This is a genomic window from Pseudomonas sivasensis, from assembly GCF_021391435.1.
In the GTDB taxonomy this organism is placed as follows: domain Bacteria; phylum Pseudomonadota; class Gammaproteobacteria; order Pseudomonadales; family Pseudomonadaceae; genus Aquipseudomonas; species Aquipseudomonas sivasensis.
In genome coordinates this window covers 5,500,436-5,514,714 of sequence record NZ_CP090029.1, presented here as the reverse complement: position 1 = coordinate 5,514,714, position 14,279 = coordinate 5,500,436, and the positions used below count along the sequence as shown (strand labels likewise).

Annotated in this window: 17 protein-coding genes and 1 pseudogene; 10 read left to right on the top strand and 8 right to left on the bottom strand. The window is 60.8% G+C overall.

Going from position 1 to position 14,279, the window contains the following annotated elements:
- Nucleotides 1-21: 21 nt before the first annotated feature.
- Complete coding sequence (locus LRO94_RS24975) at nucleotides 22-681, bottom strand: YciC family protein (protein ID WP_032884770.1); 660 nt, start codon at nucleotides 679-681, stop codon at nucleotides 22-24.
- A gap of 180 nt (nucleotides 682-861) precedes the next feature.
- Between LRO94_RS24975 and LRO94_RS24970 the strand changes: the two genes are divergently transcribed.
- From LRO94_RS24970 to LRO94_RS24960, 3 genes are all read left to right on the top strand, one after another.
- Entirely contained in the window at nucleotides 862-1,611 is a 750-nt protein-coding gene (locus tag LRO94_RS24970; RefSeq protein ID WP_122681744.1) for a DUF2076 domain-containing protein, read from the top strand.
- Nucleotides 1,612-1,728: 117 nt separating this feature from the next.
- Complete coding sequence (locus tag LRO94_RS24965; protein WP_032884625.1) at nucleotides 1,729-2,205, top strand: LabA-like NYN domain-containing protein; 477 nt, start codon at nucleotides 1,729-1,731, stop codon at nucleotides 2,203-2,205.
- Nucleotides 2,206-2,247: 42 nt separating this feature from the next.
- A complete protein-coding gene (locus tag LRO94_RS24960) occupies nucleotides 2,248-2,859 on the top strand; it encodes a 3'-5' exonuclease (protein ID WP_032884626.1) in 612 nt (203 codons plus the stop codon).
- Nucleotides 2,860-2,999: 140 nt separating this feature from the next.
- Here LRO94_RS24960 and LRO94_RS24955 read toward each other — a convergent pair.
- A pseudogene (locus tag LRO94_RS24955) lies at nucleotides 3,000-3,241 on the bottom strand (DUF6124 family protein).
- A 102-nt stretch (nucleotides 3,242-3,343) separates the two neighbouring features.
- Between LRO94_RS24955 and LRO94_RS24950 the strand changes: the two are divergent.
- Together LRO94_RS24950 and LRO94_RS24945 are read left to right on the top strand one after the other, a co-directional pair.
- Entirely contained in the window at nucleotides 3,344-3,910 is a 567-nt protein-coding gene (locus tag LRO94_RS24950) for a hypothetical protein (RefSeq protein WP_179179839.1), read from the top strand.
- Nucleotides 3,888-4,172: an acyl carrier protein gene (locus LRO94_RS24945; RefSeq protein WP_032884628.1), complete on the top strand. Its 285-nt coding sequence runs from the start codon at nucleotides 3,888-3,890 to the stop codon at nucleotides 4,170-4,172. The genes LRO94_RS24950 and LRO94_RS24945 overlap by 23 nt, the downstream gene beginning before the upstream one ends.
- An 86-nt stretch (nucleotides 4,173-4,258) precedes the next feature.
- Here LRO94_RS24945 and LRO94_RS24940 read toward each other — a convergent pair whose 3' ends face one another.
- A complete protein-coding gene (locus LRO94_RS24940; protein WP_095186224.1) occupies nucleotides 4,259-4,720 on the bottom strand; it encodes an Lrp/AsnC family transcriptional regulator in 462 nt (153 codons plus the stop codon).
- 161 nt (nucleotides 4,721-4,881) lie between these two features.
- On the opposite strand from LRO94_RS24940, the gene yedA reads away from it, so the two are divergent.
- On the top strand, nucleotides 4,882-5,778 hold the full coding sequence (gene yedA / locus LRO94_RS24935) for a drug/metabolite exporter YedA (RefSeq protein ID WP_032884630.1): 897 nt from the start codon (nucleotides 4,882-4,884) through the stop codon (nucleotides 5,776-5,778).
- 48 nt (nucleotides 5,779-5,826) lie between these two features.
- Entirely contained in the window at nucleotides 5,827-7,164 is a 1,338-nt protein-coding gene (locus LRO94_RS24930; RefSeq protein WP_032884631.1) for a DEAD/DEAH box helicase, read from the top strand.
- Between the two features lie 119 nt (nucleotides 7,165-7,283).
- Here the strand turns inward: LRO94_RS24930 and LRO94_RS24925 are convergent, their stop codons facing one another.
- On the bottom strand, nucleotides 7,284-8,510 hold the full coding sequence (locus tag LRO94_RS24925; protein WP_179179840.1) for a TIGR03862 family flavoprotein: 1,227 nt from the start codon (nucleotides 8,508-8,510) through the stop codon (nucleotides 7,284-7,286).
- Nucleotides 8,511-8,680: 170 nt separating this feature from the next.
- Nucleotides 8,681-9,601 carry a histone deacetylase family protein gene (locus LRO94_RS24920; protein ID WP_179179841.1) on the bottom strand — a complete coding sequence of 307 codons (921 nt, stop codon included), beginning with the start codon at nucleotides 9,599-9,601 and terminating at the stop codon, nucleotides 8,681-8,683.
- 76 nt (nucleotides 9,602-9,677) lie between these two features.
- Between LRO94_RS24920 and LRO94_RS24915 the strand changes: the two genes are divergently transcribed.
- From LRO94_RS24915 to LRO94_RS24905, 3 genes are read left to right on the top strand one after another with little or no spacing between them, the layout of a single operon-like run.
- Nucleotides 9,678-10,247, top strand: coding sequence for a GNAT family N-acetyltransferase (locus LRO94_RS24915; RefSeq protein WP_032884634.1), 570 nt, complete (start codon nucleotides 9,678-9,680; stop codon nucleotides 10,245-10,247).
- Between the two features lie 37 nt (nucleotides 10,248-10,284).
- Nucleotides 10,285-11,154, top strand: a complete 870-nt coding sequence (gene tesB / locus LRO94_RS24910) for an acyl-CoA thioesterase II (protein WP_032884635.1) — start codon at nucleotides 10,285-10,287, stop codon at nucleotides 11,152-11,154.
- The gene (locus tag LRO94_RS24905) at nucleotides 11,151-11,738 is read left to right on the top strand and encodes an HAD family hydrolase (protein WP_032884636.1); all 588 of its coding nucleotides are present in this window, start codon (nucleotides 11,151-11,153) and stop codon (nucleotides 11,736-11,738) included. The genes tesB and LRO94_RS24905 overlap by 4 nt, the downstream gene beginning before the upstream one ends.
- Before the next feature lie 71 nt (nucleotides 11,739-11,809).
- Here the strand turns inward: LRO94_RS24905 and LRO94_RS24900 are convergent, their stop codons facing one another.
- The 3 genes from LRO94_RS24900 to LRO94_RS24890 are packed head-to-tail and all read right to left on the bottom strand — an operon-like array spanning nucleotide 11,810 to nucleotide 14,143.
- Nucleotides 11,810-12,784 (bottom strand): alpha/beta hydrolase, encoded by a 975-nt coding sequence (locus tag LRO94_RS24900; protein ID WP_179179842.1) that lies wholly within the window; start codon nucleotides 12,782-12,784, stop codon nucleotides 11,810-11,812.
- Nucleotides 12,785-13,672, bottom strand: a complete 888-nt coding sequence (gene ypfJ, locus LRO94_RS24895) for a KPN_02809 family neutral zinc metallopeptidase (RefSeq protein ID WP_032884638.1) — start codon at nucleotides 13,670-13,672, stop codon at nucleotides 12,785-12,787.
- Between the two features lie 57 nt (nucleotides 13,673-13,729).
- Nucleotides 13,730-14,143: a membrane lipoprotein lipid attachment site-containing protein gene (locus LRO94_RS24890; protein ID WP_095186226.1), complete on the bottom strand. Its 414-nt coding sequence runs from the start codon at nucleotides 14,141-14,143 to the stop codon at nucleotides 13,730-13,732.
- Between the last annotated feature and the right edge of the window lie 136 nt (nucleotides 14,144-14,279).

Genomic DNA, 14,279 nt, shown 5'->3' with positions numbered 1-14,279 from the left:
TCAGGAATGGCACGGAGCATATCACCGCGCGTCGGCATCGCCACCGATCAGCATGAATAAACGGAACAGCACCACGCTGGTGAACAACTGCAGGAAGCTGTGGGCACTGTCCATCAACAGCCCCAGCAGCGGCGCCGGGTTGGGATACGCCGCGAGGCTGGCGCCTTTAAGCAGCCACAGCGGGGTCATGACGCACAGCAGGCACACCAGGATCCGCCAGAAATGCCCACGGGTCAGACGGAAACTTTCCTTCATCGCCTCCAGCGCCGGCATGCCGCGCAGCACCAGCAGGTACTCGGCAAACGCCAGCACCACCATCAGCCACAGGCCAGGCAGGAAATACAGCGACAGGCCCAGCAGGATCAACAGGGTGCTCATGGCCGTCAGCAGGGCGAAGCGCGGCCACAGAGCCAGCGACATGGCCCAGACATCTTTGGTGCGCGGGGACTCACCACGGGTGCGCGCGTCGAGGAACAGAATCAAGGCGCCGGTGTACAGCGGGTACACCAATAAGCCCACCACTACGCTGTAACCGGGAAACGCATCCGCGCCCAGCGTGTGGTCCAGTATCTGTTGCAGCAAGGCTTCGAGAATCACCAGCGGCAGGCATAACTGGACGATCGCGCCCAGGTTGCTGCGGGTAAAACGGAGGGAGTCGCGCAATACGTCTAACGGATTCATCAGGTTCATCGCAGGCCTGGAAACAAGGGCGACACTTTAACCGATCACGGTCAGAGGGTCACAAACGTAAACCTTGAGTAAAGACCATTGAAACAACTCGTAACACCCCCATAACTGGAAGGCACCTGACCTGATCACAGGCGGGACCAGAATTTCTACCGGCAATCTAACGAGGTCGCCATGAACAGCGAAGAGCAAACCCTGATCGATGGACTGTTTTCACGGTTGCAGCAAGCCGAAACGGACTCAGCCCCCCGCGACGCCCAGGCCGAAGCGCGGATCAAGGAGCACATGACTCGCCAACCGGCCGCCGGGTACTACATGACGCAGTCGATCCTGGTGCAGGAACACGCGCTCAAGAGTCTCGACGCGCAGAACAAGCAACAGGCGCAGCAGATCCAGCAATTGCAGGATGAGTTGCAGCGGGCCAAGTCCGCGCAACCGGCCCCGGCGAGCAGCGGTGGTTTCCTGTCGAGCATCTTTGGCGGCGGCGGTTCCCGTGACGCGCAACCGGCGTCGAGCGCTCCGGGCAATTCGGGCGGTGGCTGGCGTGAGCCAGCGCGGCCTTCGTTCGGCGGCCAGTCCGCGCCGCAGCAAAACTATCAACAACCACAACAACCACCCGCCGCCGCGCCCATGGGCAGCGGCTTTCTCGGTGGCGCGATGAAAACCGCCGCTGGCGTGGCCGGTGGTGTGTTGCTGGCAGAAGGCATCAGCAGCCTGTTCAACCACAACTCGCAACAGCCGCAGGTCGTGGAAGAAATAATCCGTGAAGAGCCGGCGCCCGCCAGTGACAACGGCAACTGGGGCAATGACGACCAGAAGTTCGCAGGCAATGACAACTGGGGCGGCAATAACTCGGACAGCTTCGCCGACAGCGATTATTCCGACGATTCCTCCTCCTTTGGCGACGACGACTCCTTCGTCTGACACTCCCGGTCCGGGGCGCTGCGGCGTCCCGGTCTGATTTTTTCCGGAAACTTTCTCGCGGCTGGCATACTGGCACCCTTTCCGGGCCCAGGCGCCTGGCTGTCATGAGGAAGTGCGGTGAAGAAAATTGCAGTGTTCGCCGATGTACAAAACCTCTACTACACCGTCCGCCAGGCGTATGGCTGCCACTTCAACTACGCCGCCCTGTGGGCAGACATCAGCTCCCGCGGGCAGATCGTCGAGGCGTACGCCTATGCCATCGACCGTGGCGACAGCAAGCAGCAGCAATTCCAGCAGATCCTGCGCAACCTGGGGTTTACGGTAAAACTCAAACCGTACATCCAACGCAGTGACGGCTCGGCCAAGGGCGACTGGGACGTGGGCATCACCCTCGACATCATGGACGCCGCCGACCACGTCGACGAAGTGGTACTGGCCTCCGGTGACGGGGACTTCGACATGCTGCTCGAACGCATCATTCAAAAGCATGGGGTTGAAGCCGTGGCCTACGGCGTGCCCGGGCTGACGGCCAACTCACTGATACGCGCCGCCAGCCGCTACGTGCCGATCGAAGGCGCGCTGCTGCTCAAATAAGCGCTGCGGCTCAATCAATTGTTAGACGGAGTTGGAACAGGTTTGGAACGTATAGCGGTCATCGACTTTGAAACCACCGGCATCACCCCGAGCAGCCACTGCCGGGCCACGGAAATCGCGGTGGTTATCCTCGAACGTGGCCAGATCGTGGACCGCTACCAGAGCCTGATGAACGCAGGTGTGCGCGTACCGGGCTTTATCGAGCAACTCACCGGCATCAGCAACGCCATGCTGCGCAGCGCCCCGCCGGCCGAGCGGGTGATGAATGAGGTCAACGAATTCGTCGGAACCACGCCCTTGATGGCGCATAACGCCGCGTTCGACCAGAAGTTCTGGGATTACGAGCTGGGGTTGATTCGCCGGACGCGTTTGCAGAAATTCGCCTGCTCGCTGTTGCTGGCACGTCGTCTGATGCCATCGGCACCAAACCACAAGCTCGGTACCCTCAACACCTACGCGAAACTGCCCCACACCGGCCAGGCTCACCGAGCGCTGGCGGATGCGGAAATGGCGGCCAACCTCACGGCGCACCTGGCCCAGGAACTGCGGCGTACCCACGGCTTGCGCGAACTGTCCCACGACCTGCTGTGCACTTTGCAGAAAGTGCCGGCGGCGAAGATCAATGAGCATTTGAAGAAGCATCGCGGGTTCTGACAGAACAACGCCGTTCAACATGTGGAAGGGGGGCTTGCTCCCGATTGCGGCGGGTCAGCCACACATAAGCTGACTGATCCACTGCTATCGGGAGCAAGTCGAACCGTCGCACCGCCCCTCCCACATTGGTTATCGGTCGTTCATCGAGGCTGCACACACTCCAACGCCCGATCCACCACCCCTTCGCCATCTCCACCAAATGCATCACCGCCCGCTGCTGCACATCCATCGCCTCACCCGACGAGTGCGCAGTGCCCACCGCGCAATGCAGCAAATCCGCCGCATGGGCGAGGGCATCTTCGAGGCTCAGGTTGTCGTTCAGGATGAAGGGCGGGGCATCTTGAGGGCGTTTATCTGCTTTCTGAATGGTCAGTAGGCTCAGCCCTAGTGTTTCGTCAGACCGTTCTGGATTTTCCTTCTCCCACCTATCGCTCTTCGCCGCAACCTAACATCCCGCCTGTCATTTACGTAAAAGGACTACGTTATGCAGGAAAGCGATCTTCACACAGCAATCATGCGAAGCCAGCTTGAACTCCAACGGGACGGCATCGATTTCGGCTCAACTTCAAGCATGGCGTTTCATTTGGGTAATGCGATGACAAGCTGCCCGGCAGTCATAGTGTTGCCTCATTCACCAGGCTGGACCCATGGCGCCAGGTACCAGTTACTCAAGCCCATTCAGACTGACTCCTCAGTGCCGAGCACCCCGTTTGACGAGTTCTGGACACCTACACAGCAACACCACGCCTTGACCGACGCGACGGTTCTGGCCGGTGCTGAGGGCATAGCTGTCAGCAAAATTGCCGTGGGCACCTGGGGCCGTGTCGGCGCCAGCAAAACGACTAGCCCGCTGAGTCTCACCGGGATGTGCTTTTTCCCTCGTACATTGATCAGGCAACCCACCTCGGCCAGAGTGGCAAAGGCAAATTTTGGCACCGTCCGGGTGTTTGGCATTGTTGGACGGGGTATTCCTTTCGTCGCTGGGGGGTTGGCTGTCTTTAATCTGGTCAGTGCCGGTAAGTGCGCCTATGAAACAAGCAACGGAAGGTAGCGCGACCAGAACCGAGATCAGCGAAAAGGTGATTCAGCTCTTCGTCGACATCATCGGTTTCATCGACCGAAGCCAGGTCACGGAGCAAACGGACTTCATCCATGACTTCACGATTATTGATGATGATTTGACCTGCTTTTTCATGCAGAACAAGTGGCAATTCAACTTGCAAGCGACCCAGGAAGATTGGGATCACATCACTACCATCCAGCAGATAGTCGATTTGATTGTTGAACGCTCGAATTTGCAGTGCGGCCACTGACGCCATCGGGAGCAAGCCCCCTCCCACATTTTGAATGTATTCACAAATCAAACTGTGGGAGGGGGCTTGCTGCCGATGGCGGGAGATCAGCCACCATTTTTGCCATTGGTTTCCAACTGCCCCAACGGCACCCGCCGCTCTATCGCGCTCGACAAGATGATTGAGGTCTTGCTGAACCCGAACTTCGCCAGCCGATTGATCAAACGCTCCAACTCCGGCATCGACCCTACCGCCGCTTGCATGATCACGCACGGATCCCCTGTCACCCGATGGCATTCGGTCAGTTCGGGGATTTCGGCCAGTGCGTCATAAACCTTCTGGCTGCCATGGTTAGTCAGCCGCAGTTCGATCACGCACTGAATCGGCAAGCCCACCTTCGAAAAATCCACCTTGGCCTGGTATCCGGTGATCACCCCGCTGGCCTCCAGCTTGGCCACGCGCTCGGCTACGGCGGGGGCGGAAAGGTTTACCTTGCGGGCCAGTTGCGCGTAGGAGGCGCGGCCGTCTTCGAGCAGGGCGCTGAGGAGCATGCGGTCGTATTTGTCCATGATAAGGCTCCAATTGCACGTGGCTTTCGAAAGCACGGGTTATAGCCTTCATAACCATGATTTGAAAAGTGTATGGGCGGTTTAAACAGGTTTTGTAACTTATGTTTAACGACCTGCTTTTTTAGAATAAGCCTCTCTTATATCTGCCTTCGAGCCGCCCAATGCCTGGCACACGTCGCTTTCCCTTACCGTTGATCGCCGCCTTTTTTGCTTTGTATGTGATTTGGGGGTCTACCTACTTGGTGATCCGCATCGGCGTGGACTACTGGCCGCCGTTGTTGCTGGCGGGGATTCGATTCTGCACGGCGGGTGCGCTGATGTATGGCTACCTCAGATGGCGCGGCGTGCCAGCGCCGACGTGGCCACAATGGAAGGCCGCCGGGATGATCGGCATTTTGCTGCTCACCTTCGGTAATGGCGGCGTCACGTTGGCCGAACATGCGGGCGTGTCGTCTGGCGTCGCTGCCCTGGCGGTAGCGACCGTGCCGCTGTTCACCTTGCTGTGCGGGTATTTCTGGGGCGCGCGCAATACGCGGCTGGAATGGGCCGGGGTGATCCTGGGGATTGTCGGCATCGCCATGCTCAACATGGGCAGCACGCTGCAATCGAGCCCGGTGGGCGCCGCCTTGTTGTTGTTCGCGGCGGCATCTTGGGCATTCGGGTCCGTGTGGAGTCGGCAGTTGTCGCTGCCCCAGGGCGCCATGGCCAGCGCTGCGGAGATGCTGGTGGCGGGCGTGGCATTGTTGATCGGCAGCGCGCTTTCCGGTGAGCACCTGCAGGCCATGCCGCCGCTGGAGGGTTGGCTGGCGTTGGCCTACCTGACGGTGTTCGGCTCAATCATCGCCTTCAACGCCTATATGTACCTGCTCAAGCACGTACGCCCGGCGGCGGCCACCAGCTATGCCTATGTGAACCCGGCGGTGGCGGTGTTGCTGGGGATTGTGTTCGTGGGTGAATCCATCGGCCTGGAAGAGGGCTTGGCCATGCTGGTGATTATCAGCGCCGTGCTGTTGATCAGTCTGCCCCAGTGGCGAAAGCCCAAGCCGGAAATAAGGTAAACTGCCGCGCAATTGCGACCTTGCGCTGAATTTTCCTACGGTAACTACATGACTTTCGCCACACTTGGCCTGATCGAACCCTTGCTGCGCGCCCTTGAGACGCTTGGCTACCAGACCCCGACGCCGGTGCAGGCGCAAGCCATTCCGGCGGTGCTGGCCGGTCGTGACCTCATGGCTGCGGCCCAGACTGGCACTGGCAAGACCGCAGGTTTTGCCTTGCCGTTGCTGCAACTGCTGACCATGGAAGGGCCGAAAGTCGCCGCCAACTCGGCGCGCGCGCTGATTCTGTGCCCGACCCGCGAACTGGCCGAGCAAGTTCATACCAGCGTTGCCGAATATGCCCAAAACCTGCCGCTGACCACCTACGCGGTCTATGGCGGCGTGAGCATCAACCCGCAGATGATGAAGCTGCGCAAGGGCGTCGACATCCTGGTTGCCACCCCTGGCCGCCTGATTGACCTGTTCCGCCAGAACGCGCTGAAGCTTAATCAGCTGCAGACCCTGGTGCTGGACGAAGCCGACCGCATGCTCGACTTGGGCTTCTCCGAGGAGCTGGCTAATATCTATCGTATGCTGCCGAAAAAGCGCCAGACCCTGCTGTTCTCCGCGACCTTCTCCGATGAGATTCGCACGCTGGCCGGGCAGATGCTCAACGACCCGCTGAGCATCGAAGTCAGCCCGCGCAACGTGGCCGCCAACACCGTTAAGCAATGGGTGGTGCCGGTGGACAAGAAGCGCAAGGCGGAGCTGTTTGTGCACCTGATGCGCAAAGGCCGCTGGAAGCAGGTGCTGGTGTTCGCCAAGACCCGTAACGGCGTGGATGCGCTGGTGGATAAGTTGCAGGGCCTGGGCATCAATGCCGACGGCATCCATGGCGACAAACCCCAGGCAACCCGCCAGCGTGCGCTGGATCGCTTCAAGAGCAGCGAAGTGCAGATCCTGGTGGCCACCGACGTGGCGGCCCGTGGCCTGGATATCGAAGACCTGCCGATGGTCGTCAACTTCGACCTGCCGATCGTGGCCGAAGATTACATTCACCGTATCGGCCGTACCGGGCGTGCGGGCAACACCGGTGAGGCGATTTCCCTGGTGTGCGCCGATGAAGTGAACATGCTGTCGGCCATCGAGATGCTGACCCGTCAGACCTTGACCCGCAAAATGGAGCAGGACTTCGAGCCGGAGCACCGCGTGCCGGATACCGATGCAAGTGGGCAAGTGGTGAAAAAACCGAAAAAACCGAAGAAGCCTAAGGCGTCCGGTGGTGGCGGTGGTAAGCGCAACCTGGGTAAGTGGGTGGACAGTGGTGAAGTGGCGCCGTCGGAACCGTCGATTAAGCCGGTGCGTAAGGTGCCGGTGTTTAACACTGGGCCGCGTAAGAAGAAGTGATTTTGCGGGGTCGCTGATTGCCTCATCGGGAGCAAGCCCCCTCCCACATTTGAAGGTGTTCACAATTCAAATGTGGGAGGGGGCTTGCCCCCGACAGCGGACTTGAGCTCACCGCAATCTCAAGCGTTCAACCACTCCAACACCCCCCGCCCAGCCGCTCTGCCACTGGCAAAACACCCCGTCAGCAAATACCCGCCGGTCGGCGCTTCCCAGTCCAGCATCTCCCCCGCACAAAACACCCCAGGCAATTGCTTGAGCATCAAGCGCTCATCCAACGCTTCAAACGGCACGCCGCCTGCCGTACTGATCGCCTCGTCCATTGGCCGCGTCTTCACCAGCGTCAACGGCAGGGCCTTGATATCCACCGCCAGTTGCGCCGGATCATTGAAGTGATCGGCTGGCGCCAACTCACGCAACAACGCCGCCTTGACCCCGTCCAGCCCCAACTGACTGTGCAGATGCTTGCTCATCGAGCGTGAACCGCGCGGTTTGGCCAGCGCAGCTTGCACCTTGTCCAGCGGCTTGCTCGGCAGCAAGTCGATATGCACGGTGGCCGCGCCGTCGCGGTTGATCGCCTCACGAATCGGTGCCGACAGCGCATAGATCAGGCTGCCCTCGATACCGGTGGCGGTGACCACACATTCGCCAAGCCGAGGTTTGTCGTCACCCAAACCGATGGCGACATTTTTCAACGGAGCGCCGGCGAATTTGCTCACCATCAATTCGCTCCAGGCCGACACTTCGAAGCCGCAGTTGCTCGGTTGCAGTGCCACGTAAGGCACGCCTTTGTCCTCCAGCAGCTTGAGCCACGCACCATCTGAGCCCAGCCGTGACCAACTGCCGCCGCCCAGTGCCAGCAGCACGGCATCGCTGCGCACGGCTTTCTCGCCTTCAGGGCTGTGGATAAGTAAATCACCTTCGGCATTCCAGCCGGTCCAACGATGCCGGGTGTGGATAACCACGCCTTGGTCACGCAGGCGCTTGAGCCAGGCGCGCAGCAGCGGGGCGGCTTTCATGTCCGTAGGAAACACTCGGCCGGAGGTGCCGACAAAGGTCTCGATACCCAACCCATGTATCCATTCGCACAACGCTTCGGCACCAAACCCACGCAGCAGCGGCGCCATCTGCGGCGCGCGCTCGGCGTAGCGCGAGAGGAAGGCCGGGTAAGCCTCGGAGTGGGTGATGTTCATGCCGCCCACACCCGCCAGCAGGAATTTTCGCCCCACTGATGGCATGCCGTCATACAGATCTACGCGCACCCCGGCCTGGCTCAAGACTTCGGCGGCCATCAGCCCGGTAGGGCCGCCGCCGATAATAGTGACGTGGTGAGGTGCGGTCTGAGGCATGGGTAGGGCTACGGTGGCGTGAATAGGCCGAGCATTCTACCCGACGTCAGCCTGGCTGCCTGATCAAAAAACGTACACTTTCCTACAGGTCCTATGCCTGCTGGCTTTCAGCCGCTTACGCTCAAGTTATCCACAGGCCGTTCCACAGCCATTGTGGGTAAGCGCACAACTCAATGACAACCTGATGACGTCCACACCCGTTGCGCACTGTGGTGCAGGATGCCGTGGCGACGGGCCAAGGCTGGGCGGTCTTTGCTGTAGCCGCCGCCAATCACGCCCATCACCGGAATGTCGCGGCCCAGACAGTGGCGCATGACGCTCTCATCGCGGGCGGCCACGCCTTCGTCTGTCAGCTTGAGGTACCCGAGGGCGTCGTCTTTATGCACATCCACGCCTGCGTCGTACAGCACCAGGTCGGGTTGGTAGAGCGGCAGCATGTAGTTGAGGGCGTCATCGACCACGCGCAGGTAATCGGCATCGCCCATGCCCATGGGCAGTGGGATGTCCCAATCGCTTTGGGCCTTGCGCGCCGGGAAGTTCTTTTCGCAGTGCAGCGACACGGTGATGGCATCCGGCGTGTCGTGGAGGATGCGCGCGGTGCCATCGCCCTGATGCACGTCGCAGTCGAAGATCAACACGCGGCTGACCCGGCCGCTGGCCAGCAGGTATTGGCTGATCACCGCCAGGTCATTGAAGATGCAAAAGCCCGCCGGGTAATCGTAATGCGCGTGATGCGTGCCGCCCGCCAGGTGACAGGCCAGACCGTGCTCAAGCGCTTGCTCCGCCGCCAGGATCGAGCCGCCGACCGCGCGCACGGTGCGCCGGGCCAGGGCTTCGCTCCAGGGCAGGCCAAGGCGGCGCTGGTCTTCGCGGGACAACTCGCCGCTCATGTAGCGTTCGATATACCCAGGCTCGTGGGCCAGGGCCAGGATGTCGGCAGGGCACAGCTGCGGGCGCAGCAGTTGGCTGTCTTCGGTCAGGCCGGTGGCCACCAAGTGGTCGCGCAACAGGCGGAACTTGTCCATGGGGAACCGGTGGTCCGCCGGGAACTCGGGGCTGTAGTCATCGTGGTAGATCAATGGCAAAGGCATGGGATTTTCTGACGGGAACCTGCGAAGGATCTTACCAGCGCTGTACACTCACGCACATGGCAAGGGGAGGGGACCCGTGGAGTCGATACTCGAATTGGAAAGTGCTCGCCTGGTGCTGCGCCAATGGCGCGACAGCGACCTGACGGCCTTCGCAAGCATGTGCGCCGACCCACACGTGATGCGTTATTTTCCGGCCAAGCTGAGCCACCTGGAAAGCGCCGCACTGATCGGGCGGATACGCGGCCACTTCGCCGAATATGGCTTTGGCCTCTGGGCGCTGCAGCGCAAGGACAGCGGCGAGTTCATCGGCCTGACCGGGTTGCAGCATGTCAGCTTTGACGCGGACTTTACCCCAGCAGTAGAAATTGGCTGGCGCCTGGCCCGCGAGCATTGGGGGCTGGGCTATGCCAGCGAGGCGGCGTGGACTGCATTGCGTTGTGGTTTCGACCGTTTGCAGCTGGATGAAATCGTTGCCTTCACCACCGAAGCCAATCTGCCATCACAAAAAGTCATGCAGGCCATAGGTATGCATTACGATCCCCTGGCAGATTTTGAACACCCCAAGGTCGCAGCCGATGACCCGCTGCGCCCACATGTTTTGTACCGCATCACCCGCGCCCAATGGTTGGACACGCTGCACGGATAGCAGCCCGGAATGCCCCATAGATTGTAGGAGTTGCTCTATGAGCCAAGTATTGGAAGATCTGGTGGACCTGCTGACCCTGGAGCCGATCGAGGAAAACCTCTTTCGCGGCCGCAGCCAGGACCTGGGTTTTCGCCAACTGTTCGGCGGTCAGGTGCTCGGCCAGTCGCTGTCGGCGGCCAGCCAGACCGTTGAAGAGGCGCGCCACGTGCATTCCCTGCACGGTTATTTCCTGCGCCCCGGCGATGCCGCGTTGCCGGTGGTTTATTCGGTTGACCGTGTGCGTGATGGCGGCAGTTTCAGCACGCGCCGCGTGACCGCGATTCAGAAGGGCCACCCGATCTTCACCTGCACCACGTCGTTCCAGTACGACGAAGAAGGCTTCGAGCACCAGACCACCATGCCCGTGGTGGTCGGCCCGGAAAACCTGCCGTCGGAGCTGGAATTGACCCAGCAGCGCGCGCACCTGATCCCCGAGCACATGCGTGACAAGCTGCTGTGCCCGAAGCCGATTGAAGTGCGACCGGTCACCGAAAAAGACCCGTTCAACCCGCAGCCGTCCGACCCGGTCAAGTACGTGTGGTTTCGTGCCGACGGCGCGTTGGCCGACACACCGGCGCTGCATAAATACCTGCTGGCCTACGCTTCGGACTTTGGCCTGCTGACCACCTCGTTGCTGCCCCACGGCAAGACCGTTTGGCAGAAAGACATGCAGGTCGCCAGCCTCGACCACGCGTTGTGGTTCCACGCGGATCTGCGTGCCGATGACTGGTTGCTCTACGCCATGGACAGCCCGTGGGCCGGCAATTCCCGTGGGTTCTCCCGTGGCAGCGTGTACAACCGCGCCGGGCAACTGGTGGCCTCGGTCACCCAGGAAGGCTTGATTCGCCATCGCAAGGATTGGGCATGAGCCTGAGGGAGGTTAAGCACTGGGTGTTCGACATGGACGGCACCCTCACGGTGGCCGTGCATGACTTCGCGGCGATTCGCGTGGCGTTGGACATTCCCCCCGAGGACGACATCCTCACTCACCTCAGCGCATTGCCGGCGGACATCGCGGCGGCCAAGCATGCCTGGTTGTTGGAGCATGAGCGCGAGTTGGCACTCGGTTCTGTTGCGGCTGAAGGCGCGGTGCAATTGGTACGCGAATTGGCCGGGCGCGGTTATCGCCTGGGCATCCTGACTCGCAATGCGCGGGAGCTGGCGCATATCACCCTGGAGGCGATTGGCCTGGCGGACTGCTTTGCCGTGGACGATGTGCTGGGGCGCGACGATGCGCCACCCAAGCCCGATCCGGGTGGGTTATTGAAATTGGCGGCGGCGTGGGATGTATCGCCGAGCGAGATGGTGATGGTCGGCGATTACCGTTTTGACCTGGACTGCGGCCGGGCGGCGGGGGCCAGGACGGTGTTGGTCAACCTGCCGGAGAATCCGTGGCCGGAGCTGGCGGATTGGCATGCTGAAGATTGCGCTGCATTGCGCCGGATGATTTAACCCAAGCAACAGAGATCAAATGTGGGAGGGGGCAAGCCCCCTCCCACATATTGAGACTGTTTCTTCAGGTATTACTGAGTGAACAGCACCTTCTGCCCTTCGGGCGAAGTAAACATTTCATCCCCGTTATGCCCCACCCCTGGCACCTCAACCAGCGTCTGGCTCAACTGCGGATGCCGGTGTTTGAGGTAGTCAAAATAGTTATGCCCACGCATCAGCCGATAGGCGCCCTGTGTCTCTGCCTCACAGCTTCTATCCAACGCAGGATGGTTCGGATCAGTGTCTTGCTGGCCCAGCAGGTAGGTGATGTCCCGTGACACGTAGGCCTGCTCCAACTGCTCGGCGCTTTGCCCTTTGGCGTAGGCCGGCAGGTGTTGCAGGCCGTACTTCCAATCGTTGAAGCCTGGGCAACTGGCGGTATCGAACTGCACCGGTCGCTGTCGGCTGAAGTAGGCATAGGACGACGGGTTGGCCACCACATAGCGCAGGCGGATGCCTTCGTTTTTCAGGGTTGGGTGATCATGGCCGGTGAGGGCGAAGCGCTGCACTACCTGGCCACCGCCGGAATGGCCGGCGACGACGATTTCCTTTAAAGCCGGAAACAGTGTGCGGTTGCCCAGGTGCTTGATGATCTGGTCAAGGGCGCCGTAGGAGCTGATCTGGCCTGGGCCGGTGGAAGGCTCGCCGGCCATCCAGTCGTTGCCGTTCCAGCGCAGTACTTGGCCGTCCAGATGGTTGCGCTTGATGTCGGACGCATTCAGAAACTGCGGCGCGATGACTAGCGTATTCGCGCTAACGCCTGCGTGCTCGGCGGCATCGATACCGCTTTGCAGGTAGGTCTGCGCATTGCGTAGGCGACCATGCACAAGAATCAGGGCGCGGGTGACGTTAGGCAGCGGCTGGCGCCAGTCCTGGCTCACGCCGAGGCTGAGGTCGCCGGCGTCCAGATGAAAACGATCGGGGCTGACGACTTTGACGCCGTGTTCAGCCGCCAGGGTTGAACACGACACTAATAAAGTCAGCAGCAAGCCCCATCGCTTATTCATTTAAAGACTCTTGGCCGTGAAGGTGTCGCATTGGGTGATCTGGCCCTGGGCGAAGCCGGTCTTGAACCAGCGAACCCGCTGTGCCGAGGTGCCGTGGGTAAACGAGTCCGGCACCACGCGCCCTTGACCCTGTTGCTGCAAGCGATCATCGCCGATGGCGTTGGCTGCGTTCAGGGCTTCTTCAATGTCGCCGGCTTCCAGCCAGTTCAGGCGTTTTTGCGCACGGTTGGCCCACACGCCGGCAAAACAGTCGGCTTGCAGCTCCTGGCGTACCAGTAGACCGCCGTCGCCTTGCATCTGCCGACCCTGTTGGCGCGCATTCTGGATCTTCGAGGAAATACCGAGCAACGTCTGCACATGGTGCCCAACTTCGTGGGCGATCACGTAGGCCTGGGCGAAATCGCCGGAGGCCTGGAAGCGTTGGGACATTTCCCGGAAGAAATCCAGGTCCAGGTAGACCTGCTGGTCAGCCGGGCAATAGAACGGACCGCTGGCCGAGGTGGCGCCACCACAGGCGGAATTGACCCGGCCACGGAACAGGATCAGTTTCGGGTTCTTGTACGTCAGGCCGTTTTCCTGAAACACCTGAGCCCAGGTGTCTTCGGTATCGCCGAGCACTGCGCGGACGAAATCGGCGTGTTCATCATTGGCCGGCGGCGCCTGGCGTGACTGCGTGCTGACGGACGGCGCTTGTTCCATTTGGCCGGTCAATTGGCCGAGGATCTGCATCGGGTCCTGGCCGGTCAGCCAGCCAATGCCGACGATCAGCACAATCGCGGTCAGGCTCAAACCCTTGCCACCGCCAAAACGCATGCCGCCACCGCCGCCGCCACTGTCCTCGCGGGCATCCACCACGTTGTCGCTGCGTCGGCCTTTTTTCCATAGCATGGGGGCAATCCTCTTGATGAACGGTCCTACAAAAATGTGGTTTGAGTATGGCCGGTATTAGCGGCAATACCCTTCTCCGGTGGCGACGATCAGGCAGTCTTTTTTATCGGCCAGCCATTTCAGCCCAGTGGCTTCGCCGTCGCCGGCACGCAGCAATTGCGGGCCGTCCGGGCGGGTGAAGGCGATACCGTCTTCAGCTGCTTCGCCCTTGAAGGTGCCGGAATCGTCCGCATCAAGGCCGTATTGCATGGTGAGAACGTAGTGGCCACGGCCGATGGTGTCGTCCTTGGCGATAGTCAGGTTCAGGCCTTCGACGCCGATCCACTTGCCGACCCATTTATCGGTGGGTGGGGTCTCGGGCACCAGGGTGGCCTGCACAGAGGCGGGCGCGGGTTTGGGCGTTTCCTTGGCCTCCTGGTTGCAGGCGCTGAGCAGGGCAAGGGTAGACAGAACAAAGAGGGTTTTTTTCATAGCAGCAGGCCTTGGTTAAAAAGTGTGCAGCACGGGGGCGAACGTGCAGGGTTGGACTCGGTTCCAGTGATTTAGTGCGCTGTTCGCCCGGTGTTTGGTTATGCTCTTTGGGCAGACTTCGGCCCGGCTGCTAGAT

What these genes read in the sequence shown, in the direction of transcription:
- LRO94_RS24975 (WP_032884770.1), bottom strand. Translation starts at nt 681, where the DNA reads ATGAATCCGTTAGACGTATTGCGCGACTCCCTCCGTTTTACCCGCAGC.
- LRO94_RS24970 (WP_122681744.1), top strand. Translation starts at nt 862, where the DNA reads ATGAACAGCGAAGAGCAAACCCTGATCGATGGACTGTTTTCACGGTTG.
- LRO94_RS24950 (WP_179179839.1), top strand. Translation starts at nt 3,344, where the DNA reads ATGCAGGAAAGCGATCTTCACACAGCAATCATGCGAAGCCAGCTTGAA.
- LRO94_RS24945 (WP_032884628.1), top strand. Translation starts at nt 3,888, where the DNA reads ATGAAACAAGCAACGGAAGGTAGCGCGACCAGAACCGAGATCAGCGAA.
- LRO94_RS24940 (WP_095186224.1), bottom strand. Translation starts at nt 4,720, where the DNA reads ATGGACAAATACGACCGCATGCTCCTCAGCGCCCTGCTCGAAGACGGC.
- yedA (WP_032884630.1), top strand. Translation starts at nt 4,882, where the DNA reads ATGCCTGGCACACGTCGCTTTCCCTTACCGTTGATCGCCGCCTTTTTT.
- LRO94_RS24930 (WP_032884631.1), top strand. Translation starts at nt 5,827, where the DNA reads ATGACTTTCGCCACACTTGGCCTGATCGAACCCTTGCTGCGCGCCCTT.
- LRO94_RS24925 (WP_179179840.1), bottom strand. Translation starts at nt 8,510, where the DNA reads ATGCCTCAGACCGCACCTCACCACGTCACTATTATCGGCGGCGGCCCT.
- LRO94_RS24920 (WP_179179841.1), bottom strand. Translation starts at nt 9,601, where the DNA reads ATGCCTTTGCCATTGATCTACCACGATGACTACAGCCCCGAGTTCCCG.
- tesB (WP_032884635.1), top strand. Translation starts at nt 10,285, where the DNA reads ATGAGCCAAGTATTGGAAGATCTGGTGGACCTGCTGACCCTGGAGCCG.
- LRO94_RS24905 (WP_032884636.1), top strand. Translation starts at nt 11,151, where the DNA reads ATGAGCCTGAGGGAGGTTAAGCACTGGGTGTTCGACATGGACGGCACC.
- LRO94_RS24900 (WP_179179842.1), bottom strand. Translation starts at nt 12,784, where the DNA reads ATGAATAAGCGATGGGGCTTGCTGCTGACTTTATTAGTGTCGTGTTCA.
- ypfJ (WP_032884638.1), bottom strand. Translation starts at nt 13,672, where the DNA reads ATGCTATGGAAAAAAGGCCGACGCAGCGACAACGTGGTGGATGCCCGC.
- LRO94_RS24890 (WP_095186226.1), bottom strand. Translation starts at nt 14,143, where the DNA reads ATGAAAAAAACCCTCTTTGTTCTGTCTACCCTTGCCCTGCTCAGCGCC.